This window comes from Paraburkholderia sediminicola (assembly GCF_046026675.1).
Classification (GTDB): Bacteria; Pseudomonadota; Gammaproteobacteria; order Burkholderiales; family Burkholderiaceae; genus Paraburkholderia; species Paraburkholderia sediminicola_F.
Map to the genome: position 1 here is coordinate 2,374,262 of NZ_JAQQEY010000001.1, position 26,311 is coordinate 2,400,572.

General features: G+C 61.4%; 19 protein-coding genes and 1 pseudogene. 9 read left to right on the forward strand and 11 right to left on the reverse strand.

Translation table 11 applies throughout. From position 1 onward, the window contains the following. The first annotated feature begins 4 nt into the window (after positions 1-4). On the forward strand, positions 5-1,528 hold the full coding sequence (locus tag PQQ86_RS10355) for an efflux transporter outer membrane subunit (RefSeq protein ID WP_408266305.1): 1,524 nt from the start codon (positions 5-7) through the stop codon (positions 1,526-1,528). Between the two features lie 593 nt (positions 1,529-2,121). Here PQQ86_RS10355 and PQQ86_RS10360 read toward each other — a convergent pair. Then, positions 2,122-3,000, reverse strand: a complete 879-nt coding sequence (locus PQQ86_RS10360; protein ID WP_408270208.1) for a lipid A biosynthesis lauroyl acyltransferase — start codon at positions 2,998-3,000, stop codon at positions 2,122-2,124. A 418-nt stretch (positions 3,001-3,418) separates the two neighbouring features. Next, positions 3,419-5,920: a penicillin-binding protein 1A gene (locus PQQ86_RS10365; protein ID WP_408266307.1), complete on the reverse strand. Its 2,502-nt coding sequence runs from the start codon at positions 5,918-5,920 to the stop codon at positions 3,419-3,421. A gap of 444 nt (positions 5,921-6,364) precedes the next feature. Here PQQ86_RS10365 and PQQ86_RS10370 point away from each other — a divergent pair, with 444 nt between their 5' ends. From PQQ86_RS10370 to PQQ86_RS10380, 3 genes are all read left to right on the forward strand, one after another. Further along, positions 6,365-6,979, forward strand: coding sequence for a hypothetical protein (locus tag PQQ86_RS10370; RefSeq protein WP_408266309.1), 615 nt, complete (start codon positions 6,365-6,367; stop codon positions 6,977-6,979). Positions 6,980-7,438: 459 nt separating this feature from the next. Next, positions 7,439-8,119, forward strand: coding sequence for a PspA/IM30 family protein (locus PQQ86_RS10375; RefSeq protein WP_054043431.1), 681 nt, complete (start codon positions 7,439-7,441; stop codon positions 8,117-8,119). Between the two features lie 85 nt (positions 8,120-8,204). Then, the gene (locus PQQ86_RS10380) at positions 8,205-9,395 is read left to right on the forward strand and encodes a tetratricopeptide repeat protein (RefSeq protein WP_408266311.1); all 1,191 of its coding nucleotides are present in this window, start codon (positions 8,205-8,207) and stop codon (positions 9,393-9,395) included. 107 nt (positions 9,396-9,502) lie between these two features. Here PQQ86_RS10380 and PQQ86_RS10385 read toward each other — a convergent pair whose 3' ends face one another. Beyond that, complete coding sequence (locus tag PQQ86_RS10385; RefSeq protein WP_408266313.1) at positions 9,503-10,180, reverse strand: TetR family transcriptional regulator; 678 nt, start codon at positions 10,178-10,180, stop codon at positions 9,503-9,505. 145 nt (positions 10,181-10,325) lie between these two features. Here PQQ86_RS10385 and PQQ86_RS10390 point away from each other — a divergent pair, with 145 nt between their 5' ends. The 3 genes from PQQ86_RS10390 to PQQ86_RS10400 all read left to right on the forward strand — a co-directional run bounded on the left by PQQ86_RS10390 (position 10,326) and on the right by PQQ86_RS10400 (position 14,815). Further along, positions 10,326-11,816: a flavin-containing monooxygenase gene (locus tag PQQ86_RS10390; protein ID WP_408266315.1), complete on the forward strand. Its 1,491-nt coding sequence runs from the start codon at positions 10,326-10,328 to the stop codon at positions 11,814-11,816. An 86-nt stretch (positions 11,817-11,902) separates the two neighbouring features. Beyond that, complete coding sequence (locus tag PQQ86_RS10395) at positions 11,903-12,892, forward strand: alpha/beta fold hydrolase (protein ID WP_408266317.1); 990 nt, start codon at positions 11,903-11,905, stop codon at positions 12,890-12,892. Positions 12,893-13,411: 519 nt separating this feature from the next. Further along, on the forward strand, positions 13,412-14,815 hold the full coding sequence (locus tag PQQ86_RS10400) for a methyl-accepting chemotaxis protein (RefSeq protein WP_408266319.1): 1,404 nt from the start codon (positions 13,412-13,414) through the stop codon (positions 14,813-14,815). A gap of 848 nt (positions 14,816-15,663) precedes the next feature. Here PQQ86_RS10400 and PQQ86_RS10405 read toward each other — a convergent pair. From PQQ86_RS10405 to PQQ86_RS10425, 5 genes are all read right to left on the reverse strand, one after another. Next, on the reverse strand, positions 15,664-16,914 hold the full coding sequence (locus tag PQQ86_RS10405; RefSeq protein ID WP_408265345.1) for an IS256 family transposase: 1,251 nt from the start codon (positions 16,912-16,914) through the stop codon (positions 15,664-15,666). A gap of 171 nt (positions 16,915-17,085) precedes the next feature. Continuing rightward, on the reverse strand, positions 17,086-17,904 hold the full coding sequence (locus PQQ86_RS10410; RefSeq protein ID WP_408266321.1) for an ABC transporter permease subunit: 819 nt from the start codon (positions 17,902-17,904) through the stop codon (positions 17,086-17,088). Then, positions 17,904-18,833 (reverse strand): ABC transporter permease subunit, encoded by a 930-nt coding sequence (locus tag PQQ86_RS10415; protein ID WP_408266323.1) that lies wholly within the window; start codon positions 18,831-18,833, stop codon positions 17,904-17,906. The genes PQQ86_RS10410 and PQQ86_RS10415 overlap by 1 nt, the downstream gene beginning before the upstream one ends. Next, positions 18,830-19,996 (reverse strand): ABC transporter ATP-binding protein, encoded by a 1,167-nt coding sequence (locus tag PQQ86_RS10420; RefSeq protein ID WP_408266325.1) that lies wholly within the window; start codon positions 19,994-19,996, stop codon positions 18,830-18,832. The genes PQQ86_RS10415 and PQQ86_RS10420 overlap by 4 nt, the downstream gene beginning before the upstream one ends. Before the next feature lie 92 nt (positions 19,997-20,088). Then, on the reverse strand, positions 20,089-21,189 hold the full coding sequence (locus tag PQQ86_RS10425; protein WP_200566077.1) for a polyamine ABC transporter substrate-binding protein: 1,101 nt from the start codon (positions 21,187-21,189) through the stop codon (positions 20,089-20,091). Positions 21,190-21,704: 515 nt separating this feature from the next. Here PQQ86_RS10425 and PQQ86_RS10430 point away from each other — a divergent pair. Both PQQ86_RS10430 and PQQ86_RS10435 read left to right on the forward strand, forming a co-directional pair. Next, positions 21,705-21,961: pseudogene (locus tag PQQ86_RS10430) on the forward strand (Nramp family divalent metal transporter); the annotation flags it as partial. 194 nt (positions 21,962-22,155) lie between these two features. After that, complete coding sequence (locus PQQ86_RS10435; RefSeq protein ID WP_028199276.1) at positions 22,156-22,359, forward strand: DUF1289 domain-containing protein; 204 nt, start codon at positions 22,156-22,158, stop codon at positions 22,357-22,359. Positions 22,360-22,497: 138 nt separating this feature from the next. Here PQQ86_RS10435 and PQQ86_RS10440 read toward each other — a convergent pair whose 3' ends face one another. The 3 genes from PQQ86_RS10440 to PQQ86_RS10450 form a co-directional block, all read right to left on the reverse strand. Next, positions 22,498-23,154: an OmpW/AlkL family protein gene (locus PQQ86_RS10440; protein ID WP_408266328.1), complete on the reverse strand. Its 657-nt coding sequence runs from the start codon at positions 23,152-23,154 to the stop codon at positions 22,498-22,500. Positions 23,155-23,223: 69 nt separating this feature from the next. Continuing rightward, a complete protein-coding gene (locus PQQ86_RS10445) occupies positions 23,224-24,414 on the reverse strand; it encodes an NAD(P)H-dependent flavin oxidoreductase (protein ID WP_408266330.1) in 1,191 nt (396 codons plus the stop codon). A gap of 250 nt (positions 24,415-24,664) precedes the next feature. Continuing rightward, positions 24,665-26,257: an ABC-F family ATPase gene (locus PQQ86_RS10450; RefSeq protein ID WP_408266332.1), complete on the reverse strand. Its 1,593-nt coding sequence runs from the start codon at positions 26,255-26,257 to the stop codon at positions 24,665-24,667. Positions 26,258-26,311 lie beyond the last annotated feature (54 nt).

The window sequence follows — 26,311 nt, forward strand, 5'->3', positions numbered from 1 at the left end:
GATCATGGCTATCCTTGCATTCCCTCGACACGCGCGCCTCACGCTTCTCGCCGGCGCTACGCTGACGCTGGCCGCCTGTTCGTTCGGCCCGAACGGCGAGCCGCCCGCCATGCCGCAACCGGCGCACTACGGCGCCGAAGCGCAACCCACGCAGACCGTGCCCGCACAAGGCGTCACGCAGCAATTCGTGGTCGGCGCGAAGCCCGTACCCGAATGGTGGAAACTGTATCAATCGGAGGCGCTGAACGCGCTGGTCGACGAAGGTTTGCGCAGCAGCCCAACGCTCGCCGCCACCGACAAGAGTCTCGCGGCCGCTCGCGAGCAACTGCGCGCGCAGATCGGCAGCTCGATGCTACCGACCATCGACCTGGGCGGCCAGGCTACCCGCAACCGTGCGCTGGCGATCCCCGAGGCCGGTCCGAATACGTTCCTGTACAACATCTTCGTCGGTCAATTGCAGGCGCACTACACGTTCGACCTGTTCGGCGCCGCACGTCTCGCCGACGCCGCCCTCGCCGCCCGCGTCAACGTACAGGCCTATCAGTTCGATGCGGCGCGCCGCGCGCTGGCCGCCAACATCGTGACGGCGGCGATCACGAGCGCCGCGTTGCGTGCGCAGATCGACACAACCGAGCGGCTCGTGACGATTGCCAACGATCAGGCGCGCGACACACAGCGGCGCTACGTACTGGGCGCGGTCTCGCACGCCGACCAGTTGAGCGCACAACAAAGTGCAGCGAGTCTGTCAGCGAGTTTGCCGGGCTTGAAGCAGCAATGGCTGACGACGCGTCATGCTTTGGCCGTGCTGCTTGGCCGCACGCCGGACGCGGCCCCGGACGACCTCGATCTTGCGCAACTGCACGTACCTGAACAGGTGCCCGTCGTGGTGCCATCCGAGCTGCTGCGCACCCGCCCCGACATTCAGGCCGCGGACGCCGCCCTGAAGGCCGCGGCGGCCGATGTCGGCGTGGCGACGGCGCAGATGTTCCCGAGTCTCTCGCTGAGTGCCTCGATGGGACAGGGCGGCTTTAGCTGGCCGGTGGCGCTATCCGGCGCTGGGGCGATATGGAGCATTGGCGCATCCTTGTCACAACCGCTGTTTCACGGCGGCGCCCTGTTCGCGCAGCGCCGCGCCGCGGTCGACACCTATGACGCCACGGTTTCGCAATACAAGCAGACCGTACTGACCGCATTCCAGAACGTCGCCGACACGCTCGCAGCGCTGCAGCACGACGCGCAAGCGCTCGACGCCGCGAACATTGCAGCGCGTTCGGCGCAGGGGATTTTCGACGAAACGTCGGGACGCTACCGCCTTGGCGCGTTGCCGATCGCCTCGACGCGCTCGAGCGAACAGCAGTTTCGCAACGCGCAGCTCGATGAGATCCGCTATACCAGCGCACGGCTGACGGACACGGCAGCCCTGTTCCAGGCGATGGGGAATCCGCCGTTGGAGGCGGGGGAGTCTGCGTCTGCGGCGGCCCCGGCGGTGCCGGGCATTCCAACGGCGACCGTGGGCGCGTCGAACTAAACCTGGGATTCCATAGTTATGGCTGGGGACTTATCCCCAGTTTATGTTGACAGGGCTGTTGATAACTACGGGGCTACGCGCTTAAGTGCTTGATGGAGATCGATTTGTTGCTTGGGGTGCAGGCTGAAGCAGGGGATGATTGACTAGTGCCGCGCGACGACGGCCGTATTGTGGAGAGACGCCTTATCCACAGATTTTGTTGAAAGGCATGTTGATAACACCTGGACAACCGGCGTAAATGCTTGAGCCCGCAACGAAATCAGACACAGATCTTTCGGGCGCCGCCCAAACAGCGAGTGGTTTTAAGAACTACTCTTCGGCGCGCGGAGCGCCGCCGGAAGTATGACGCCCTTGTCACTGGCGTATGCAGGGGCACGAACCCAGATTCCAGATGCACCACTACCCTGTGCAAACCACGGCCCCCACTTAGCATGAGCGGTTTGAGCCGCTTTCTTTTGCCTACTTTTCTTTGCGGCATGCAAAGAAAAGTAGGTGCCGCCCCGCACAGGGGCAACGCTAATAGACCACTAACAAAACAAGGAAAGGCCAAAGCCCCAAGAACACTGACAAAAGCGCCGCGAAGGCAAAAAAAATCAATAAACCCCGGCCTCCCCAGCAGGCCGATGCTTAAACCTCTTATGCACCCAATAATATTGATCAGGAATCCGACGCACTTGCGTCTCAAGAAACTCGGTAATCCGCCGAGCATCAACAGCAACATCATCCGAAGGAAAATCCTTTAACGCTTCGAAGATAGTCAATTTATAGCCCCGATAGTCGGGCAAGACTTCAGTCACAAACGGCACCACCCGAGCATTCCCAGCCTTAGCCATCCGCGACACGGAAGTGAGCGTACATGCAGGCACACCAAAAAACGGCACAAACACCGAATCCCGCAGCCCAAAATCCATATCAGCAGCCAGCATGACAGGCTTGCCATCCCGCAACACGCGCAAAGCCCGCCGCACACTATCGCTACGCGGAATCATCTCCGTACCAAAGCGCCCACGCTGCCGCTTGGCCATCGCATCAAGCAACAAATTCGACATCGGCGTGTACAAAGACGCAACCGGATGCCGCGTCGAATACATCATGCACCCCGCCTCGATACCGACAAAATGGAAGCCGACAAAAATCGTCGGCTGCCCCTCCATGTCGGTCAGATCGATCGCGCTCTCCACTTCGACAAGGCGCGCCAACGCCTGCGCATTGCCGAACCATTGCGGGCCGCGTTCGACATAACTGCGGATCACATGACAGAAATGCGCGCGCGCGAGACGCTCACGCGCCTCGTCGCTCATGTCGGGAAAGCACAGTTTCAGATTGGTATGCACGACGCGCCGGCGCGCGCTAGGAATCCGGTACAACAGCGCACCGATACCGGTGCCGATGCGTGCGACGACGCCATATGGCAGGAAAGCAAACGCGCGTAGCAAACCTGTCATCAGACAGATGAGTATTCGACTTTTCACGAGGCAACGACCCGGTGGATGCTGTGTAACAAACACGCCGGCCGCGACAACCTGACGGTTGCCCACGGGCGAAGTGGCATGCGCGCGCGTCAAACGGGTCTCGCGCGGCGCGACTTTCGAAGATGGGCGTCTCACTCGCGGCGAGACGCAGCAGTGTTGGAGACCGAAACCGCTTAGGAGTCGAGCGTCCGTATGGGACCCAATAAAAAAGCACCGCAGGCGTGATTAAAACACACTGCAGAGGGCGGGCACAAAATCTGCTGGGCGAGGCCCGAGCAGCGCGACTAAAATCCGCGCCAGCGCGCAATTTCCCTGCCCTTTCAAAAACTTGCGTGCGCGGCCGCGGGCCGGCCGCGCACACTCGCTATGCCGCGAGACGAACCCCGAAGGAAGTCCCCCTTTGGGGGACTGGCGGACATCAGGGCTTGTTCGTCTCGAACAGATCCATGATCTGCTTCTTCTCATTCGACGAGACGCTCGGCGGCGGCACCGCCGGCGGCGTCATACCCGCCGGCCCCACGCCGCCCACCGCGTCGCTTGCACCGGCGGTCGGATTCGCCGAATCCAGACCGATGCTGGCCACGAAACCATTGCCCGGCGTCATGTCCGTATAGAACAGTTCGCCGTCGACCGCGGTCACGCCGTCCGGCTGCGCCGGCTCGCTCTGCGGTACGCCGCGCAGCGCGCGCTGCATGTACTCGACCCAGATCGGCAACGCGAGCTGTGCACCGAACTCGCGACTGCCGAGACTCTTCGGCTGGTCGTAACCCATCCACGCCACCGCCACCAGCGATTGCTGATAGCCGGCGAACCAGCCGTCCTTGGCGTCGTTGGTCGTCCCCGTCTTGCCCTGCAGGTCCGAACGATGCAGCGCGTTAGTGCCCGCACCCGTGCCGGCCGTGGCCACCGAATGCAGCAGGCTGTTCATGATGTATGCGTTACGCGGTTCGAGCGTACGCGGCGCATCCTGGCCGGCGGTCAACGGCTGCGCCTTCGAAAGCGGCTCGCCACGTGCATCCGTCACCTCGTTGATCAGATACGGATTGATGCGGTAGCCACCGTTCGCGAACACCGAGTAAGCGCCCGCCGATTGCAGCGGTGTGACGAGGCCGGCGCCGAGCGCCATCGGCAGATACGGTGGGGTCTTGTCGGCGTCGAAACCAAAACGCTGCGTGACAAAATCCTGCGCGTACTTGGTGCCGATGAACGACAGGATACGGATCGACACCAGGTTCTTCGATTTCTGCAGTGCGAGGCGCAGCGGCATCGGACCGTCCGGCTGGTCGTCGTCCTTCGGCTCCCACGCGTCACCGCCCGGCGTGCTCGGCGGGAAGTACAGCGGTGCGTCGTTGATGATCGTGGCCGGTCCGAGACCCTTGTCGAGCGCCGCCGAATAGATGAACGGCTTGAAGCTCGAACCCGGCTGACGCCACGCCTGCGTGATGTGGTTGAACTTGTTCTTGTTGAAATCGAAGCCGCCTACCAGCGCGCGAATCGCGCCGTCCTGCGGCGTGAGCGAAACCAGCGCGCCTTCCACTTGAGGCAACTGCGTGATCTGCCAGTTGCCCTTGTCGTCGGCGACGAGGCGCACGATCGAACCCGGCTTGATCTTCGTGGCGGCCGCCGCGCGCGCGGAGAGCGCACCGGCTGCAAAACGCAGACCGTCGCCGCTGATCGTCACTTCGGTACCGTCGACCAGTTGCGTCTTCACCTGCTTCGGATTCGCGTCCGTCACCACGGCCGCGATGATTTCGCCATTGTCGGGGTGATCGGTGAGCGCGTCGTCGATCGTCTGATCGCGGTCGTCGCCCGGTGCGGGAAGTTGCACGAAGCCTTCCGGTCCGCGGTAGCCGTGGCGCCGCTCGTAATCCATCACGCCCTTGCGCACCGCGCGATAGGCGGCGTCCTGGTCGGCGGAATCGATCGTGGTAGTGACGTTCAGGCCGCGCGTATAGGTTTCGTCCTTGTACTGCGCGTACATCATCTGGCGAACCATTTCGGCGATGTACTCGGCATGCACGCTGTATTCGTTGCCCGGATTCTTGGTGTGAATCTCTTCCTTGACCGCCTGATCGTACTGATCCTGGCTGATGTATTTCAGCTCGAGCATGCGCTTCAGAATGTATTCCTGACGGATCTTCGCGCGCTTCGGATTGACCACCGGGTTGTACGCGGAAGGCGCCTTCGGCAAGCCCGCCAGCATCGCGGCTTCAGCCAGCGTGATGTCTTTCAGATCCTTGCCGTAATAGACGCGCGCGGCCGCAGCAAAACCGTACGAGCGCTCCCCCAGATAAATCTGGTTCATGTAGACCTCAAGGATCTGATCCTTGGTCAGCGCGCGCTCGATCTTGTACGCCAGCATCATTTCGTAAATCTTGCGCGTGTAGGTCTTCTCGCTCGAGAGGAAGAAGTTGCGCGCCACCTGCATCGTGATCGTGCTCGCACCCTGCGAGGCGCCGCCATGCGTGATGTCGGAAATACCTGCGCGCAGAATGCCCACGAAGTCGACGCCGCCGTGCTCGTAGAAGCGATAGTCTTCGATCGCGAGCACCGCCTTCTTCATCTGGTCCGGAATGTCCTGGAAGCGCACAATGCTGCGCCGTTCTTCGCCGAACTCGCCGATCAGCACGTGATCCGCGGTATACACCCGCAGCGGTACTTTCGGACGATAGTCGGTCAGGGCATCGAGCGACGGCAGTTGCGGCCCCATCACCACGAGCGCGTAACCGACGATCAGCGCACCCACCACGGCGATGGTCGCCAGCAGACTGACAAACCAGATGGTAATGCTCGCGCCGATCGAACGGCGGCCAGGCTCAGTGTCGCGCGAAGCAGCGTTGCGTCCTGGAGTGCGGTGGTAGGCGTCCCGGTCGTCACCAGCCGGAGAATTTGAAGAGTGCGGTCGTTTGATGATTGGCATGACTGGAATAGTGGGCGCGTAACTGAACGCGTGAGGCGCAAAACACCGCGCGGCCCTATGCCCCCGGGCGACCGCACGGCACGCCTGTGACATCGTCCGGCGCAACGTAACAGCGCATTTTAAAGAAATCAAGCGCCGTCCAAGACAGTTTTTTTGTAAGAATTCCCTTCGCGCGGCGCCACGCAGGTAGATCGCGGCAATCGCGCGTGCGCCCGGCGCCGCTTTGCCCCGGTTATCAACAGAAATTGTTGAAAGGCCTGTGGACAAGCCCGCCGCAAACGCTACAACCCGTTGATGTCACGGGATTTTCATGTCGCGCCCGTTCCGCATCGGCGCAACTCGTCATATGATGGACTCGGCGCGGGAGTCGTTACCGATACGCGCGACGGCGTACGCCAGATTCACGCCTTGATTCGCCAATGCCAACAAGTATGCGAGCCGACCATGAACAAGCCCAGCGAACGCATCGTCGTATTCGTCACGACCGCACAGAAACGCGCGATCGCCGCCACCGCCGAAAACCTGGGCATTAGCGTCAGCGAACTGATGCGGCGCGCGGTGCTGAGCTTCGGCGCGACCAGCGAACAGGTGAAAGCGGCCAGCATCGTCGACCGGCTGCGTGCGCCGCGCGCACCGGACGCGCTCGACGCCGCGCTGCAGCGGGTCGCGCGCGGCACGCGCAACGCAAGGGCGGCGCTCCCGGAGGCCTTGCAGACCCACAGTGACAACGCATCCGCTGCGCCGGCGGAAAGCGCGGCCGCATCGCAAGCGGATGAATTGTTGGGCACAGCCGCAGGCGCGGGCCCGGCACCGTTGCTGCCGGCCGGCGTATTGGCCGCCCTCACCGCCACCGCCGAGGAGATAGAAGCCGCCGCGGCAGCCGAAGCCGTAGCGCGCGTCGCCGCTGCCGAAGCGGCGTCCATTGCCGGCTCGGCGCAGAAACCCAGCGACGTGGACACGCCCTTGCGCAACGTACTCAAACGCCCTCGCCTCGACGCCACGCGCGACGAAGACGATCCGCAAAGCGATCCGAGCACGGAAGGCGGCCGCTTCGCCTGAATCGGACGCGGCACGGTCAAGCGCCCCAACCCAGCGCGCATCGATGCGCCGTTGAAGCACAAGCACGCAGCCCACACACCACGCCTGTTCACATCCGCGACACCCGCCGCGCGGACACTCGCCGTGCCGCCGCACCGCGCGGATGCCCGTCGCGCGGATGCCCGCCGCGCATGAAGTTGGCGATTATGTCATCGCGCCCTTTAAGGCGGTTTTAAGAGAATGCGTGGTGTAATATCCGCGAACGGCTGAATAAGCCAACGCGCGTTTTAACCACTGAGGCTGTTGGCCATTTGTTTTCAAAACGTAAATTTGTGGCGCCGCTATTGCAATTGGCGAGTGTGCCCCGAACTCCGGTCCGAACGTTGCGCAGCTTCTCGCGCAGCGGCGTAAAGTAGCATTTGAAAGCAGTTAAAGCGCGTAGGAATTATTCAGCGCCGATTTCATTCTTTGGAGGTTTTCATGTCGCTTTTTGACAGCATTTCGCGCACGCTTAAAGGTCTCCTGAACGACGCAGCCGATTCCGTGCAGGACCCGTCGCGCGATTCGCGCCAGATCGTGCGCGAACTCGACGAGAGCATCGCTAAAGCCGAGAACTCGCTGATCGAGATTCAGGCACAAGTCGCCACGCAGCAAAGCAAGCGCGATGTCGCCGCCGACAAGGCGAAGAAGTACGAAGACGGCGCGAAGCGCGCGCTGCAATCCGGCGACGAAGCGCTCGCACGCGAAGCCCTCGGCGCGCAAGCCACGGCCGAAGCTGAACGCGATGCGCTGGCCAAGGAATTGACCACGCTGGAGCCGTCGGTTGCGCAGTTGAAGAGTCAGATCGACGACATGCGTGGCCGTCGTAACGACCTGAACGCGCGCTCGAACATTCTGCAAGCCAAGCAGCAGATCGCTCAGGCCAAAGATGTCGCAGCCACTGCGTTGGGCGGTATCGGCGGCAAGAATCTGTCCGAGGATTTCCAGAAGCTGGAAGACAAGGTTGCGTTGTCGAACGCCCGTTCCGACGCGCGCCTGAATTCGGCCGACGTGAAGACCGGCAAGGCCCTCGACGACAAGCTCGCGGATCTGAACCGCGGCCCGTCAGTCGAAGATCGTCTCGAAGCATTGAAGAAGCAGATCAACACGCCGGCTCAGTAATTGCGTCAGCAGTAAATACCGGCTGTCACTACGCGTGCAGTCGGAATCGACTGAAGGAGACGGGTGCATCGCACCCGGTCCGTAAATGAAAAAATTTCTCGCAAGCGTATTCGCCTCACTGCTGTTCGTGTCGGCCGCGGCGTTCGCTGTGCCGACGGTCCAGCAGATCGAATCCGCCATGTCGCAAGGCAACTGGCAACAGGCCGATGCCGGTTTGAGCGAAGTCCTGCAGGCGCATCCGAACAACGCCCGCGCGCACTACCTGTACAGCCAGGTGCTCGACCGCGAAGGCCGTTCTGCCGACGCGCTCGCCCAGGTGCAACAGGCCAAGACGCTCGACCCGCAAATCCGCTTCACCGACCCGACCCGTTTCGCGCAAACCGAAGCGCGTATCCGCAAGAACGCGGAACGTGCCGGTGCCGCCGGCGGCAACACCACGAGCCGCGCGGCCAACCCGTTCGTGCAGCAGAATTCGCCGGCGGTGCAGCAGCAATCGGCGATGGTGCCGCAAGCGCCGCAACGGCATGGTCCCGGCATCGGCATGTGGGTCGGCATCATTCTCCTGATCGGCGTGATCGCGCTAGTGTTGCGCTGGACCTTGCGCCGCGCCCGCACGCAAGACGATTCGCGCGCCGACGACGATCGCCGCGTGCAGCTCAAGCGCGCAACCGAAATGCTCAACGCCGTGCGCTCGTTGAAGCTCGACGTGAAGCTCTCCACCGTGCAAGGTCACGAGGCGCTGGAGAAGGAAGTCGAATCGACCGAAGACCAGTTGCGCGGTCTCGTCGAAACGCTGTCGAACAGCAAGAATCCGGTGCCGCCGTATCAGCTCGACGAACTGGAACAGCGCATCGGCAGCCTGCGCGCCCGCGCCGAAGGGCGGCCCGATCCGTATGCCGCGCCGGCCGCTGGCACGCAGCAGTCGCCGTATGCGCAGGAGGCCGAGCGTTTTGGCAACCCACCGCAGCCATATCCGCAACAAGGACCGTATCAGCAGCAGCCGCAGGTCATCGTGCAACAAGGTGGCGGCGGTTTCGGCGGCGGCATGGGCGGTCTGCTGACGGGCGTGCTACTCGGCGAGGCGCTGAATTCCGGGCGTGAACGCGTGGTGGAACGCGACGTGATTGTCGATGACGAAACGCGTCGCCGTGGCGGTGACGGCGGCAATGGCGGCGGCCTCGACTTCGGCCAAGGCTCGAACGACTGGAACGACAACAACGGCGGCGGCGTCGACATGGGCAGCAACGACGATTCCGGCGGCTGGAGCGATACCTGAGAAACGCCGCGCTGCGTGAGATGCAGCCAGTCAAACGCTAATCGATCAAGCTGCAATGAAAACAGGCTCCTGCAAGGAGCCTGTTTTTTTATGCCGATCCCCTTCATTCATGCGAGCGCCCTGACCGGCTCATGCTGCGCCAGCAGCACCGACCCCGCGAACAGCCGGACGATGAAACGCTCCGCATACCCGACCAGCGCGTCCCGGCGCGCGGCATTCCCGTCGATGTACTCCGCCGAAAGATGAAACAGCTGCAGCACAATCTGCGTGCAGACTTCATCGACGGTTGCGCGGGCGAGTGTCGGCATCAGTTCCAGTTGCACGACGTCGTCCGCCATTTCCGCCGACACCTCGTGAAGGTTTGCCCGCACCGCTTCGCGCAACGCCGGCGACGTGCCGTGATACTCGGCCAGCGCGCTCAGAAACGCCTCGCGATTCTCCAATGCAAACGCGAAGAACGCCACGCACGCGCGACGCGGCACGCTCTGCGGCTCATCGTGCGCGGCCAGCCAGCGCTCGCGCCGCAGCATCGGCCGCAAGCGGCGGCTCACCGATTCGACCGCCTCGCGCGCCAGGTCGTCGAGCGTGTCGAAATGGCGGTAGAACGTGTTGGGATTCAACCCTGCCTCGCGCGCCAGTTCGCGCAGACCCAGGCTTGCAAAGCTGCGCCCGCCCGCGGTCAGACGCAACGCGGCTTCGATCAGTTTGCGCTTGCCAGGCGGGAGGTCCTGCCCGGCAACAGCGCCATGGTCGGCGGCGAGCGCCGCTTCGGGTAAGGGTTTCATGAGCTTTCAGTCGGAGCGCGCCTCGCGCGTTTAATAGTCGTACTCTAAACGATCTTGACGCGAAGTGTACAGTTGTCTACCCTGCCCGTTATACGGCTGTAGACATATGTAGACACCCGAATTTTGCCCACCTCCGGAGACCCCCGTGACGCCTGCTTCAACTGACCAACCCGCCGCACCGCGCATTGCTATTGTTGGCAGCGGGTTTGCGGGCATCGGCATGGCGATCCGCCTTCAGCAGATGGGCATCACGTCGTTCACGATTTACGAGGCGGCCGGCGATGTTGGCGGCACGTGGCGCGACAACACCTATCCCGGCGCGGCCTGCGATGTGCCGTCGCATCTATATTCGTTTTCGTTCGAGCCGAATCCGGCGTGGTCGCGTGCGTTCGGCAGTCAGGCGGAAATCTTCGCCTACCTCAAGCATTGCGCGCGCAAATACGGCGTCGATCGTTACGTGCGTTGCAATGCGCGCGTCGCCTCGGCGCGTTTCGACGAAGCGCGGCAGACATGGCAGGTAGAGATCGATTCGAACGGCACGCGCGAAAGCATCGAGGCCGATGTCGTGATCGCCGCGAGCGGTCCGCTATCGCGGCCGGCCATGCCGCAGATCGCCGGGCTCGAACGCTTCGAAGGCAAGCTGTTTCATTCCGCGCGCTGGGACCACGACTATCCACTCGAAGGCAAGCGCGTAGCGGTCATCGGCACCGGCGCCAGCGCGATCCAGTTCGTGCCGCAGATCCAGCCACGCGTCGCACAACTCGAACTGTTCCAGCGCACCGCACCGTGGATCATGCCCAAGCCCAACAAGCCGGTCGGCCCGCGTGCGCATTGGCTGTTCCGCCATCTGCCGTTCACGCAGCGCTTCCTGCGCAATGCGATCTACTGGCAGCTCGAATCGCGTGCGATTGCGTTCGTCGTCAATCCGAAACTGATGAAGCTGCCGATGAAGTTCGGCTTGAGCTACCTCGAACGGCGCGTCAAGGACCCAGAGCTGCGCGCCAGACTGACGCCGAACTACCGGCTCGGCTGCAAGCGCGTGCTGCTGTCGAGCGATTACTATCCGGCGCTCAATCAACCCAACGTCGACGTGGTGACGACCGGCATCCGCGAAATCGTCGCCGACGGCATCGTCACTGACGACGGCGCGCATCACCAGGCCGACGCGATCATCTGCGGCACGGGCTTCCAGGTCAACGACGTGGGCGCGCCGTTCGACGTGAGCGGTCTCGACGGCGCCGACCTCGGCACGATGTGGCTGCGCGATGGACCGGAGGCCTACCTCGGCACCAGCATCGCCAACTTCCCGAATTTCTTCATGATCGTCGGCCCGAACACCGGGCTCGGCCACAACTCGATGATCTACATGATCGAGTCGCAAGTGCAGTACATCGCCGATTGCCTGCGCGTATTGCGCCGACGCAAGGCACGCACGATGACGCTGCTGCCCGACGTTCAGCGCGACTTCAATGCGCGTCTGCAGAAAGAGATGCAGCACTCCGTGTGGGTCAGCGGCTGCCATAGCTGGTATCAGACGAAGAGCGGCAAGGTCACAGCGTTGTGGCCGGGCTTCACATTCAGCTTTCGCAAACGCACGCGGCGCGTGCGGCCGCAGGATTATCGCTTTGCGCCTTGATGCGGCATGCGGCGGCTGAGGGGCTGCTCGCGATGTTGAAACGGAGGCGGAGGCGTTCCAATTCAAACTAGAGGGAGACAACAACCATGGCAAGCATCGAATCCGCAACGCCCGCATCCACCGCGCCGCTGCGCCCCCGCTCGCTCGCCGCGCGCCTCGGCATTACCAGCGTGCCGCGCACCGAATTGCAGCGGCGCTACACGCAAAGCGGCTCGAAGTTCGTCAAGGTCATGGGTGCCGACGTGCACTACGTCGACGAAGGCAGCGGCGACACGATCGTGATGATTCACGGTTTCGCGTCTTCGTTGCATACGTGGAATGGCGTCGCCGACGAGCTCAAGCAGCAGCATCGCGTGATCCGTCTCGATCTGCCGCCGTTCGGTGTGACCGGACCGCTGCGCTCGGGCTCCGGCGAAATCGAAACCATGAACCTGCCAACCTACCGGCGATTTATCGACACGTTCATGCAGGCACTCGGCATCTCGCGCGCGACGCTGATCGGCAACTCGCTCGGTGGCCTGATTTCGTGGGATTACGCTGTACGCCATCGCGAGGCCGTCGAAAAGCTGGTACTGATCGACTCGGCCGGTTTTCCGATGAAGCTGCCGATTTACATTGGCCTCTTCAATAGCGCGCTGGTGCGGGTCAGTTCGCCGTGGTGGCTGCCGGAAGTCATCATCAAGAGCGCGGTGCGCAACGTGTATGGCGATCCGCGCAAGCTCGATGCAGTGACGCTGCGGCGTTACGTCGAATTCTTCCACGGCGAAGGTACGCGCACGGCGATCGGCAAGATGGTGCCGACGCTCGACTTCAAGGACGTCGATACCGACGTGCTGAAGACGCTGAAGGTGCCGTCGCTGGTGCTGTGGGGGGCGAAGGATCGCTGGATTCCGCCTGCGCACGCGGCCGAATTCGCGAGCCGCATTCCAGGCGCGAAATCGGTGATGTACCCGGGACTCGGCCACATTCCAATGGAAGAAGCCCCTGAGCGCGTGATGACCGATCTGCGCGCGTTTCTCGGCACGAACGCCGCTACCGCTTCAGCCGCTGAAGGCGCGCGCCGCGCGCCGGTCTGACCCTTCCTGGCCGCACGATGCGGCGGTCGTATCGTCGCATCGTCTAGCGGTCCCGCCAAATTCACCGACTCACCGACCCGCACTTAGGCACGCGTGGCCGCGCTGTTAACGCACCGCCGACACACGACGTTGCGCGCTCAACCGCCTCCGAGCAACCGCAACAGTCCCCAGAGAAACTTGCAGAGCATCACGATTAGCTCCCACAGGTGGTAGAGCTGCTGCCAGCCCGAGACGCGCGCGAAGGAGTCGATCATGGTCCGCTGGTGAGTGGGAAGGCTGCGAGAAATGGCAGGCACAGCCACTTGCGGGGCCCGGCCTCTCTCAGGCCGGGTCGTCGCACGCGTGCTGCGCACCGGGCCGTGCCAGCGCCCTGCCGGACCCCACATCATAACGACCGCGGGATACCCCGTATCAAGTTGTTTGCAAGTTTGCCGTCAATACTTCGGGAAGACGCGGCATCCGTGCAGGATGAGCGCGCGAATTGACTCAGCACACCGCGCCATCAAGGAGAACACGACCATGACGCGCTTCAGCTTCCGCCGGACTGCCCGTTCGCAGACCGTGGTCGGCGATATTGCCGCGCACGCCGGCAAACTGGGCATTGAAATCTGCGACGTATCAGGCCACGTTGAAGAAGTGGCTGCGCGCGTGCAGCGCCAGGCACAGGTATGCCGCGCGCTGCGCGAATCTGCTGCCGTCACGCTGGCGGGCAACCACCGCGTTGCCGCCGCTGCGCGCAAAATGCGCAACGTGTCGGCTGAAGCCGCAACCGGCGTACAGGCGTCGCAACAGACGCTCGAGGCGTCTCTCGCCGATATCCACGGGCTGGTGGAAGGCGTGACGGTGATCGAGAGCCAGATCGGCGCGCTGCGCAGCGCGTTGGCCCATGTGAGCCGCGTCTCCGAGGAGATTTCGCTGATCGCCCGCCAGACGCATTTGCTGGCGCTGAATGCCGCGATCGAAGCCGCGCGCGCCGGCGACTCCGGCAAGAGTTTCGCGGTAGTGGCCGCCGAGGTGAAGAACCTGTCGGCGAAGACTGCGCAGGCGACCGGCCAGATCGAGACGACGCTCGCGCAACTCACCCAGCAGACCGAGCAGTTGATTAGCGAGGGCTCGGTGAACACGGCGCGCGCCCATCGGGTACGCGAGGGCACCCGCAAGATCGGCGACGTCGTGCATGCGACGGGCGATGCGATTACGCAGCTCAACGACGAGGCTGGACAGATCGCCGCGTTGACCGGCGAGATCGAAACGCAATGCAACGGGCTCGAGGCGCAGGTGCTGGAGATGGCAAGCGGTGTCGAAGATTCGAGTGAGAACTTCGTGCAGGCGAAGGACCGGCTGGGGAATTTGCTCAGCGTGTCCGAGACGCTGATCGAGCTGACCGCGGCCACGGGGGTGGAGACGACGGATACGCGGTTTATCGAAGCCGTGCAGCGGGCCGCGGCCGAGGTGGGCAAGGTATTCGAAGCGGCTGTTGCGCGGGGCGAAGTGTCAATTGAAGATCTGTTCGATCAACGTTACGTGCCCGTTGCCGGGAGCAATCCGGCTCAGTTCATTACGCGGTTTACTGCTTTTACCGATCGGGTTTTGCCTGCCATTCAGGAGCCGTTACTCGGGCTTGATCCACGCGTGGCGTTCTGTGCTGCTATCGATGTGCGCGGTTATCTGCCTACGCATAATTTGAAGTTTTCCTTGCCGCAGCGCGAGGATGTGGTCTGGAATATGGCGAATTGCCGGAATCGGCGGATGTTCGATGATCGGACTGGGATTGCGGCTGCTTCACATGTGAAGAAATTTTTGCTGCAGACGTATCGGCGTGATATGGGCGGTGGGCAGTTTGTTTTGATGAAAGATGCGTCGGCGCCCGTTTTTGTGGCCGGGCGGCATTGGGGTGGGGTTCGGGTTGGGTATAAGGTTTGATGGTGTTTTTTTGCCTGCTCGGCGGTTGTTTGTCCGTGTTCTTGGGGCTTTGGCCTTTCCTTGTTTTGTTAGTGGTCTATTAGCGTTGCCCCTGTGCGGGGCGGCACCTACTTTTCTTTGCCGGCTGCAAAGAAAAGTAGGCAAAAGAAAGCAGCTTAAACCGCTAATACTAAGTGGGCACCGTGGTCTGCTGCGGGTGGTGGTGCATCTGGAATCCGTGTTCTCGCACATTCCGCGTTAGTGACAAAGGTGTCATCAGCTCCCACTCCGCACTGCGTGCGTCGCGGACGGGTATGCAGGGGAAACCACGGGCTTCGTTTTTGCGCAGCGGGGGCCGTCGGCTTCGCCTCGGCGACGCGCCTCTCCACTCACGTGGGAACCCCCACTTCAAGTGATATGTCGGTGTACTGCAATCACCGCCCCGGTCACGATCACAGTTGCCGTAGGCGGTTGCGGTTGCGGTTGCGGTTGCGGTTGCGGTTGCGGTTGCGTGCCGTTGCGGTTGCGGTTGCGTGCGGTTGCGGTTGCCGTTTCAATCACAATCGCGGCGGCGGCGGTGATGTAATGACGAGCCACAGCCCTGCGGCGAGGCGTGAGCGTCAAAACGTAGCGGGTGGTTTTATGAACTGCTCTTCGGCGCGCGAAGCGCCGCCGGAAGTATGACGCCCTTGTCACTGGCGTATGCAGGTGCATGAGCACAGATTCCAGATGCACCACTACCTGCAGCAGACCACGGGCCCCACTTAGCATGAGCGGTTTGAGCCGCTTTCTTTTGCCTACTTTTCTTTGCGGCGGCAAAGAAAAGTAGATGCGAGGGTGTCCGGAATTTTGTGTAAACGGGTATTGATTTAACCCGGTAACAGGCGGTCTTCGAACTGGATAGTGAAGCGGTTCAGGGCTGCCTTCCAGTCCCGGATCGGCATCGACCACTTCTTGCTGATGTTGTTAAGTGCCAGGTAAAACAGCTTGGTCACGGCCTCGTCGGTCGGGAACGAACTGCGGGTTTTGATCACCTTGCGCAGGCTCATGTTGATCGATTCGATGGCGTTGGTGGTGTAGATCACCTTCCGGATTTCCGGCGGATAGTCGAAGAACGGAATGACGCGTGCCCAGTTGCGCCGCCAGCTCTGCCCGATGGACGGATAGTCCTTGTCCCACGTGGCTTCGAAGGCACTCAGCTTCTGCTCGGCCAGCTCGACCGTCGATGAAGTGTAGATCGTCTTCAGGTCGGCGGCGACCTCGCGCTGCACCTTCCAGGACACGAAGTTCAGACTGTTGCGCACCATATGCACGATGCACAGTTGAACTGCTGCCTTCGGATAGACTGCTTCGATGGCTTCGGGGAAGCCCTTGAGCCCATCGACACAGGCAATAAAAATGTCCTGCACGCCGCGCGTTTTCAGCTCGGTCACCACCTGCAGCCAGAACTTCGCGCCCTCGGTCTGGGCGATCCACAGCCCCAGGACTTCCTTGTGGCCGTCCATGTTCACGCCGATGGCGAGGTAGACCGCCTTGGTCCGTACAGCACCGCTGTCGCGCACCTTGACGTGGATGCAGTCGAGATAAACGATGGGGTAAAGCGCGTCGAGCGGGCGGGCTTGCCAGGCCTTCACATCCTCGCTCACCGCGTCTGTTACGGCCGAGATGAGCGTGGGCGACACCTCGGTACCGTACATTTCTTCCAGATGCCCCTGAATCTCCCGCACGCTCAGGCCGCGGGCATATAGCGAGATGATCTTGTCGTCAAAGCCCGACCAGCGCGTCTGATGACGACTCACCAGCTTCGGCTCGAACGCACCCTGACGGTCACGCGGGATATCGAGCGGCAACTCGCCAAACTCCCCCTGCAACGTCTTGGCGCTATGGCCGTTGCGGGTGTTGCCCGTGGCATTGGTGACCGCTTCGCTCTTGCCGTGGCCCAGGTGTTCGGACATCTCCGTCTCTAGCGCCCGTTCAACCAGCATCTTCGTGAGCTGCTTGAGCAGGCCGTTCTCGCCAATCAGGTCCTCTGGTTTCTGGTAGTTCGCCAGCAGGCTGTCGGCCAGCTTGACGAGCTCAGGGTCGGGTTTCACGCGTTTGTTGCGTTTCGCTACGGTCATCGTCGCTCCTGATTACTGGCAGTCTCCTGCCAAATGACCGTTTACACAAAACTAATTACACCCTCGTAGATGCCGCCCCGCACAGGGGCAACGCTAATAGACCACTAACAAAACAAGGAAAGGCCAACACCCTAAGAACACTGACAAACAAGCGCCGCGCAAGAAAAAAACCTACACCGCCATAACAGCCCTCTTCCTCTCGACCCTCTGCATAAAATAGTTAGCAGCGACAACCCCAACAGTAACCACAGCAATAAACAAAGTAGCCAACGCATTCATCTCAGGATTCAACCCAAGCCGAACACGAGAAAAAACAACCAGCGGCAGCGTCGTCGACCCAGGCCCCGACAAAAACGCCGACAAAACCAGATCATCGATAGACAAGGTAAACGACAACAACCACCCAGAAATAAGCGCCTGCGAAATCAACGGCAACGTAATGAAGAAAAACACCTTCAGCGGCGTAGCCCCAAGATCCAGCGCAGCTTCCTCAAGCGAAGGATTCAACTCCTTCACCCGCGACTGCACGATGATGGCCACGTACGAAATACACAACATCACGTGCCCGATCCAGATCGTGAAAACGCCACGCCCGGCGGGCCACCCCAACCACTTGGCCATTTCGATGAACAACAGCAGCAGCGAGATCCCCTGAATCACCTCGGGAATCACCAGCGGCGCATTGATCATCCCGGTGTAAAGGGTAAAACCGCGAAACCGCCCCATCCGGGCCAGAACAAACCCGGCCCACGTGCCGATAATCACCGAAGCAAACGCCGTCAGCAGCGCCACCCGCAGCGACAACCACGCAGCCGCGATCAACTCGTCGTCCTGCAACAACGCCGCGTACCAGCGCGTAGAAAATCGCGTCCACACCGTGACCAGTTGCGATTCGTTAAACGAATACACAATCAGACTCACGATCGGAATGTAGAGGAACAGAAACCCGATCCCCAAAGCAATGATCTGCAAAATCCGGTTCGGCTTCATCAGCGCCTTTCCTCCATCGCCTTCGCCTGCGCGTACTGGAAAAACGCCATCGGCACCAATAACAACAACACCATCGCGCACGTCACGGCAGACGCCATCGGCCAATCGGCATTGTCGAAAAACTCATTCCACATCACCCGGCCAATCATCAGCGTGTTCGCGCCGCCCAGCAATTCCGGAATCACATACTCGCCTACCGCCGGAATGAATACCAGCAAACACCCGGCAATAACGCCGTTCTTCGACAGCGGCAAGGTGATCTGCCAGAACGCCCGCCACGGCTTCGCACCCAGGTCGTACGCAGCTTCCAGCAAGGTCATGTCCATCTTCACCAGATGCGCGTACAGCGGCATCACGAGGAACGGCAGGTACGAATACACCATGCCGATATAAACCGCGGTGTTTGTGTGATACAACTCGATCGGCGTATGGATCAGTCCGGTCGACATCAGGAAGTTGTTCAGCAAGCCGTTGTTCTTCAGGATCCCGATCCATGCATACACGCGAATCAGAAACGACGTCCAGAACGGCAGCATCACCGCCATCATCAGCAGATTGCGACTCGCCGGATTCGATCGTGCGATGTAATACGCCATTGGATAACCGATCAGCAAACACAGCAACGTGGATATCCCCGCCACCACCACCGAATTCACATAGGTCGCGAAATAGAGGCTGTCGGTCAGCAAAAACGCATAGTGCGACAGGTCCAGCGCGACGTGAATCACACCATCCGTGTATTTGGCGAGTTCGGTATAAGGCGGAATGCCAAGCTGCAAGTCGGCAAAGCTGATCTTCACGACCAGCAGAAACGGCACGAGGAAAAACAGCAGCAGCCAGATGAACGGCCCGGCCACCACCGCAGTGCGGGCGGTCAGGTTGAAACGGCGCACCGGCCACGACGCCAGAGAACTGATCGAGCGCTTCATGACGTCAGCACCACGCCGGCCGATGCGCTCCAGCGCACATACACCTCGTCGCCCCAGGTGGGTGGATCGATCTCCGTCAAGGCAAGGCTCGTCACGTTGGCGATCACCGTTTTGCCGGCGTCGAGTTTCACGTGGTACAACGAATAGCCGCCCATGTAGGCGATATTCGTTACCACGCCCTTGCCCCAGTTGTACGCACCCTCAGGCGGCTTGCGCGTGAGCGCGATGCGCTCGGGCCGCACAGAAATCGTCACCGGCATGCCGAGCGGCCCGGTGATGCCATGGCTGACGTACAGACGGACCGGCAAGTCGGGCGTTTCGATGAACACGTGATCGGGTTCGTCTTCGACGACGTTGCCGTCGAACAGATTGGTCGAACCGATGAACTCGGCCGAAAAACGGCAATTCGGATATTCGTACACTTCGTGCGGTGTGCCGAGCTGGATGATCTCGCCTTCGCTCATCACGGCAAGACGGTCCGCCATCGTCATCGCCTCTTCCTGGTCGTGCGTCACCATCATGCAGGTCACACCGACCTTGTCGAGAATGTTGACCAGTTCGATCTGCGTGCGCTGACGGATCTGCTTGTCGAGCGCGGACATCGGTTCGTCGAGCAACAGCAGCTTCGGCCGTTTGACGAGCGAGCGCGCGAGCGCCACACGCTGCTGCTGACCGCCGGAGAGCTGATGCGGCTTGCGCTTCGCAAAACGGCCCATCTGCACGAGATCGAGGGCGGTCTGCACGCGGTCTTTCAGTTCAGACTTCGGCACACCTTCCTGCTTCAGGCCGAAAGCGACGTTGGCCTCGACCGTCATGTGCGGAAACAGCGCGTATGACTGGAACATCATGTTGACCGGCCGGCGATAAGGCGGCAATTGCGCGAGGTCTTCGCCATCGATCAGGATCTTGCCCGACGTGATCGATTCGAGGCCGGCCAGCATGCGCAACAAGGTCGATTTGCCACAACCGGAACTGCCGAGCAGTGCGAACAGCTCGCCCTTTTTCACCGACAGGTTGACCCCTTTGACCGCTGCGGTCTCGCCGAACTTCTTCACGATGTCGACGATCTGAACGAAATTCTCTGCTGCATCGCCTGCTTCGGCGTTCAGGCCCGGGGACGGCACGGCGGTCCCTGCCATCGCGCCCGACTGGTCACTACTCATCACAATGCTTTACTCCGGCGTTTGACGAACAAAGCCCCCGGTGGATACCGAGGGCTTCTTGATGATACTTACGCGTTCACTCTGGCAGCGAATCAGCGGCCGGACTTGAATTCAGTCCACAGCCGCGTTTGCAGACGCTGGATTTCCGGCGGCAGCGGCTTCAGCAGGAACAGCGTCTTGATGACTTCAGGCGACGGGTACACGGCCGGGTCGTTCGCCACATCCTTGTCCACATACTTGCGCGCTTCGAGGTTGGCGCTCGGATAGTAGACGGCGTTGGTAATCGCGGCGTGAACCTGCGGCGTTTCGATGTAGTTGATCCACTCGAGCGCGGCTTCCTTGTTCTTCGCGTCCTTCGGAATCGCCATCACGTCGAACCACACCGGGGCGCCGCCCTTCGGAATGTAGTACTCGATCTTGAAGGCCTTCTTCGCCTCGACCGCACGATGTTTGGCGATCACAACGTCGCCCGACCAGCCATATGCGAAGCACACGTCGCCGCCGACCAGATCGTTGATGTAGCCCGACGAGTTGAACTGCGTGATGTACGGGCGGATCTTCTTCATCATCTCGAGCGCGGCGCGGTAGTCGGCCGGGTTCGTGCTCATCGGATCCTTGCCGATATAGTGCAGCGCGGCGGCGAACATCTGGTCCGGCGCGTCGAGCACGGACACGCCGCAGGTCTTCAGCTTCGAAATGTTTTCCGGTTTGAAGAGGACGTCCCAGCTGTCGAGCGGCACGTTCTTGCCGAGGATCTGCTGCGCCTTGGTAACGTTGTAGCCGAGACCGGTCGTGCCGTATGCCCAGGGTACCGTGTACTTGTTGCCCGGATCGGCGCCGGCCACGAGAGCCATCAGCGAGGGATCGAGGTACTTCAGGTTCGGCAGCTTCGATTTGTCGAGCGGCGCGAAGATGCCCGCGGCGATCTGCTTGCCGGCGTAGTTGCTGGTCGGCACGACGATGTCGTAACCGGAACTGCCGGTGAGGAGCTTGGCTTGCAGCGTGTCGTCGCTGTCGTAGTTGTCGTATTTGACCTGGACACCGGACTGCTTGGTGAAGTTCGGAATGGTGTCCTTGGCGATGTAATCGGACCAGTTATACACGTTGAGCTGCGTGTCTTTCGCAGCAGCCGTCAACCACGGTGTTGCGCACAGAACCAGTGCCGCCACTTGTCCTACTACCCGTCTTTTCATCCCGTTCTCCGATCCTGGCCGGCCCAAGCCGGCTGTCTTCAACCACGCCGCGGCACACCGCACACGGCTCCCCTGAAAAATCCGAAAACTACCATTAATTATTGCGCGCACCAAAAAAAATGCTGGGCTGTCGCGCAAACGGTACAGCGTGAGCCGCGCCGCTACAAAATGGGCGCAATTTTAGCGGGTTATCGGCGCGTGTCTACCCGAAAAAAACACCAGTGGCAGCCCCGGTGTTATCTCGTTGTCAAGTTGCGGCGGCCGCGCCCCACCGGGTTCGCATCAAGGCGGCAGCCAGAGGCCGTTTTCTGCGAATCTTATGCCTTACAGCTAACCTCGATGCGAGCGTAAGCCACCCGTCGCGCCACGGTGCACAATAGCGCAGAGAGCCTTGTAGACGGCGCGGCGCAAACCACGCGGGCATGTCTTGCCCCTTGGCCTCACTGCGTCGCGTGTCGGGTTCGCTGCGGGCACGTCACTTGCAAACGGGTGCAGTCTTAAGCCTCCAGGCGTCGATGAACACGAATCCGTCCGCGTTGCGACCTAACCGCCGCCGGCGTCTGCCGGACGGTGGGCCGGCACGCCCCGCGCACTGGTTTTCGTTCGTCGGCGCGGGAGCCCTGATCGCGGTCGGCTATATCGATCCGGGCAACTGGGCGACGGCGCTCGCCGCCGGCTCGAGGCGGTGATCGCGGCGCTGATCGGCTTTGTCGGCCTGTGCTTCGTGGTCGAACTGGCGCTGGCGCGGCCCGAATGGCTGGCAACTCGCCTGCAACAACCGGCAGCACTGGCTGGCGCGAATCGGGTACGGCATCGCGCTGACGGGCGGAATTCTAATTGGAGCGAAAGCGGCGGTGGAAACTGCCAACCCTGCACGCCTCTGTGCCACGACGAGCGCGACTCCGGGACCCGATGGCCGCATCGGCTAACATAGCGGAACTTTGCTTCTCCGCCCCAAGGTTTCCGATGGCTTCGAATCTCCACGATCTTCCCGACAGCCCGTGCATTGGTGTCTGTTCCACGCTTTTCGACGAGGTCTGCAAAGGTTGCGGCCGCACCGCCACCGAAGTGTCCAACTGGGTATTCCTGAGCGACGAGGAAAAACGCGCAGTGTGGGTACGCATCGAGCAGGACGGCACCGCCATGCGTTTCAAGAACGACAAGCTGTAGTCTCCCGCGCGCCGTGGCCACCCGCATCGGCCCTGCTGCCGGAAAACCCGTCTCCCGATTGGAATCGCGGTTGCAATAAAAAACGCCGGACATTCCGGCGTTTTTTGCGTGACGAACCCAGATTCTCGCAGGTGGCAATCAGAACCGCATACCGACACCCAAACCGACCACCACCGGGTCGATATTCAGCCGGCCAAGCGGCTGACCCCCAAGCGTTGCGTCGGTGTGCATCCAGATCTTCTTGATGTCCGCGTTGACAAACAGCGACCTGGTCAACTGCACGTCCACACCGGCCTGCAACGCGGGACCAAAGCTATGGTTGGTGATCGAGATCGGCTGACCGCCTGCGCTCAAGCCGTTGTTATAGAACAACGTGTAGTTCAAACCCGCACCGACGTACGGACGGATACGCCCCGCGTGGTTGAAGTGATATTGCAGCAGCAGCGTGGGTGGCAACACGTTCACACCGCCGAGATTGCCGAGACTCGACGTCAACTGATGGCGCGATGTGCCGAGAATCAGCTCGACGCCCAGGTAGTCGCGGATCATGTAGGTCAGATCCAGCTCCGGCACGATGGCGTTGTTGACGCCTACATTGAGCGCCGACAGCGACTGGTTGGTCCCAACGTTCGGCATGATGCTGATTGCACGCAGACGCACCAGTACGTCGCCGGCGTGAATGCCGTTCATCGGGTCGTCGCCGGCAGCCTGCGCCGGCGACGCCAGCGCGCCTGCGCCTAGCAGGCACGTCGCGACGACAACGGCCTTGATTCTGTTCCTGAGCAAGTGCTTCATGTGCTTCCCCGAGTGTTGTTTGCGTGCGGGGATTGTCGAAGTTCCTGTCAGGTTTCACGTTGACCCGTATCAACCCAGCGAGAACGCCCAACGACCTGCGACAGCGGGTCGCGTCGCGCCGGTCAGGAGCAGTTCGATCAGGTCGTGGACGCTGCGAATGGCCGTGCCGAACGGCAAGGCTTCGCGCCCTCGAAAGAACAGGCCATTGGCCACGTCGCCGCGCAATGCCGCGGCGAGTCGCGTGTCGATGCAGAAGTGGCCGAACCTCTCGACACCGTCGCGCCAGCCACACACGCTGAGGCATTCGAGCGCGGTCGGACAGACGTGTTTGAGCGCGCCGATCTTCTCGCGGATTTTTGTTTCGTGACGCAGATAGCGCGTCAGCCATGGTGTTTTTACGGCTCGCGCGGGCAGCCCCGTCACGCTGACGAATTCGACGATGTCGTCGGGCGTCGCTTCGGCCAGTACGCGCTTGAAGTTCGGATGCGCGTCGCCTTCTTCGGTCACGGCGAACGGTGTACCGAGCTGCACGCCGCTGGCACCGGCGCTCAGCAATTCGCGCACTGCTTCGTGGCTATTGATGCCGCCCGCGACGATCAAGGGCACGTCTTCCCGACGCAAACCAAGCGACGTGAATACCGCATCGAGTTCCTCAAGCACACGCAAGAATTCGAAGCGCGGGTCGTGCAGGTCGGCGAGGTTAGTCACGCCGAGATGGCCGCCTGCGTGTGCCGGATGTTCAATCACGACGGCATCGGGCAGACGGCCCTTTTTCATCCACTTCTTGAGCACCAGCGCGACGCCGCGGCTATCCGACAGGATGGGGATCAACGCGATGTCGTGGCCCTGGGTCATGTCCGGCAAATCGAGCGGTAAGCCAGCGCCCATGACAATTGCATCGGCGCCGCTTTCGCAGGCGACGCGCACGTACTCCGCCTGCGCGTTGACCGCTTTCATCACGTTGACGGCGATCATGCCGCGGCCTTCACTGAGTGCCCTGGCGGCGTGGATTTCACGCGCCAGCGCGATGAGGTTCACCTGTTCGAGCGTCGCCCGATCAGGGGATTGCCGACAGCGTTCGATCAGATCGTGATGATGGTGGCGCAGGTCGATGCTGGCGATGGTGCCGAGTGCGCCTTCGCGGGCGACGCTGCCGGCCAGCCGGTGAGCCGAGATGCCAACGCCCATGCCGCCTTGGACGATCGGAAGCAGCGAGCGGCCGCGGATAACGAGTGGTGGGAAAGAGTGAGAGGTATGCATTGACGACCCGATGGGTGGACGATCGAAACGGTGATAATCGATCGTCGGGCGCGACGTGCGTTGCTTTGGGTCAATGAGGCTGTTTGCCCGTTTGATTTTGAGACCGGTTGGTTGACGTTGGTCAGTTCGCGATGAGATTGATTCGTACGGACGGACAAACCAGAGCCGGCGTGCAAGACGCCCACCATGAAAAAAGCCCGCTTCGAAGAAGCGGGCTTTTTCTTACACTACACCGTGAAGCAAAAAGCGCTTACTGCACGCCCTGGCTCGTCAGGAATTCTTCATAGTTGCCGCCGAAGTCGTTCAGCGTGCCGTTGGTTTTCACTTCGATGATCCGGTTCGCAAGGCCGCTCACGAACTCACGGTCGTGCGACACAAAAATCAGCGTGCCTTCGTACTTGTCGAGCGCGATCTGCAGCGATTCGATCGACTCCATGTCCATGTGGTTGGTCGGCTCGTCCATCAGCAGCACGTTGTGACGGCCCAGCATCAACTTGCCCCAGATCATGCGGCCCTTCTCACCACCGGAGAGCACCTTGACCGACTTGCGGATGTCGTCGGCATTGAACAGCAGACGGCCGAGTGTGCCGCGCACCATCTGCTCATCGTCGCCTTCCTGACGGTAGCCGTCGATCCAGTCCATCAGCGTGACGTCGGTCGGAAACTCTTCATACGTATCCTGCGGCATGTAGCCGACGTTCGCGTTTTCAGCCCACTTCACGGTCCCGTGATCGAGCGTGAGCTTGCCGAGCAGCGAACGCAGCAGCGTGGTCTTACCCGCGCCGTTCTCGCCGATGATCGCGATACGCTCGCCCGGCTGCACGCTGACGCTGAAGTCGTTGAAGATTTGACGCTCGTACTTCTTCGAGATCTTGTCGGCCACCACCGCGATGTTATGCAGCTTCTTCTCGTACTCGAAGCGGATGAACGGATTCTGCCGCGAAGACGGCTTGAATTCCTCGATCTTGATCTTGTCGATCATCTTCAGACGGCTGGTGGCCTGACGCGCCTTCGACTTGTTCGCCGAAAAGCGGCGCACGAAGTCCTGCAGGTCGGCGACACGTTCCTTCGCCTTGGCGTTGGCATTCTGCTGACGCTCGCGCGCCTGCGTGCTGGCCAGCATGTAATCGTCGTAATTGCCCGGATAGACCTTCAGCGTGCCGAAGTCCATGTCGGCCATGTGCGTGCAGACCTGGTTCAGAAAGTGACGATCGTGCGAGATGATGATCATCGTCGAGTTGTACTGGTTGAGCACGTCTTCCAGCCAACGGATCGAGTTAATGTCCAGGTTGTTGGTCGGTTCGTCCAGCAACAGCACGTCCGGCTTCGAGAACAGCGCCTGCGCAAGCAGCACGCGCAGTTTCCAGCCCGGTGCGACGTTGCTCATCGGGCCATTGTGGTCTTCGATCGCGATGCCGATGCCGAGCAGCAACTCGCCCGCGCGCGCTTCGGCAGTGTAGCCATCGTACTCGGCGAACTTCGCTTCGAGTTCGGCGGCGTGCATGTAGTCGTCGTCAGTCGCGTCCGGGTTCGCGTAGATCGCGTCGCGCTCGGTCATCGCGGCCCACATTTCGGCGTGCCCCATCATCACGACGTCGAGCACGCGCACGTCTTCGTACGCGAACTGATCCTGGCGCAGCTTACCAAGGCGAACGTTCGGTTCGAGCATCACGTTGCCCGAGCTCGGTTCCAGATCGCTACCCAGGATCTTCATGAAGGTGGACTTGCCGCAGCCGTTCGCACCAATCAGGCCATAGCGGTTCCCGCCCCCGAATTTGACCGAGATATTCTCGAAGAGGGGCTTTGGCCCGAATTGCATGGTGATATTGGCGGTAGACAGCACGGCGCGTCCTTTGAATGTGATATCGGCGAACAACCCAATATTTTAGCAGGTTAT

Coding starts and splice junctions, on each gene's coding strand:
- PQQ86_RS10355 (WP_408266305.1), top strand. CDS start 5: ATGGCTATCCTTGCATTCCCTCGACACGCGCGCCTCACGCTTCTCGCC.
- PQQ86_RS10365 (WP_408266307.1), bottom strand. CDS start 5,920: ATGCCAATCATCAAACGACCGCACTCTTCAAATTCTCCGGCTGGTGAC.
- PQQ86_RS10370 (WP_408266309.1), top strand. CDS start 6,365: ATGAACAAGCCCAGCGAACGCATCGTCGTATTCGTCACGACCGCACAG.
- PQQ86_RS10375 (WP_054043431.1), top strand. CDS start 7,439: ATGTCGCTTTTTGACAGCATTTCGCGCACGCTTAAAGGTCTCCTGAAC.
- PQQ86_RS10380 (WP_408266311.1), top strand. CDS start 8,205: ATGAAAAAATTTCTCGCAAGCGTATTCGCCTCACTGCTGTTCGTGTCG.
- PQQ86_RS10385 (WP_408266313.1), bottom strand. CDS start 10,180: ATGAAACCCTTACCCGAAGCGGCGCTCGCCGCCGACCATGGCGCTGTT.
- PQQ86_RS10395 (WP_408266317.1), top strand. CDS start 11,903: ATGGCAAGCATCGAATCCGCAACGCCCGCATCCACCGCGCCGCTGCGC.
- PQQ86_RS10400 (WP_408266319.1), top strand. CDS start 13,412: ATGACGCGCTTCAGCTTCCGCCGGACTGCCCGTTCGCAGACCGTGGTC.
- PQQ86_RS10405 (WP_408265345.1), bottom strand. CDS start 16,914: ATGACCGTAGCGAAACGCAACAAACGCGTGAAACCCGACCCTGAGCTC.
- PQQ86_RS10410 (WP_408266321.1), bottom strand. CDS start 17,904: ATGAAGCCGAACCGGATTTTGCAGATCATTGCTTTGGGGATCGGGTTT.
- PQQ86_RS10415 (WP_408266323.1), bottom strand. CDS start 18,833: ATGAAGCGCTCGATCAGTTCTCTGGCGTCGTGGCCGGTGCGCCGTTTC.
- PQQ86_RS10420 (WP_408266325.1), bottom strand. CDS start 19,996: ATGAGTAGTGACCAGTCGGGCGCGATGGCAGGGACCGCCGTGCCGTCC.
- PQQ86_RS10425 (WP_200566077.1), bottom strand. CDS start 21,189: ATGAAAAGACGGGTAGTAGGACAAGTGGCGGCACTGGTTCTGTGCGCA.
- PQQ86_RS10435 (WP_028199276.1), top strand. CDS start 22,156: ATGGCTTCGAATCTCCACGATCTTCCCGACAGCCCGTGCATTGGTGTC.
- PQQ86_RS10440 (WP_408266328.1), bottom strand. CDS start 23,154: ATGAAGCACTTGCTCAGGAACAGAATCAAGGCCGTTGTCGTCGCGACG.
- PQQ86_RS10445 (WP_408266330.1), bottom strand. CDS start 24,414: ATGCATACCTCTCACTCTTTCCCACCACTCGTTATCCGCGGCCGCTCG.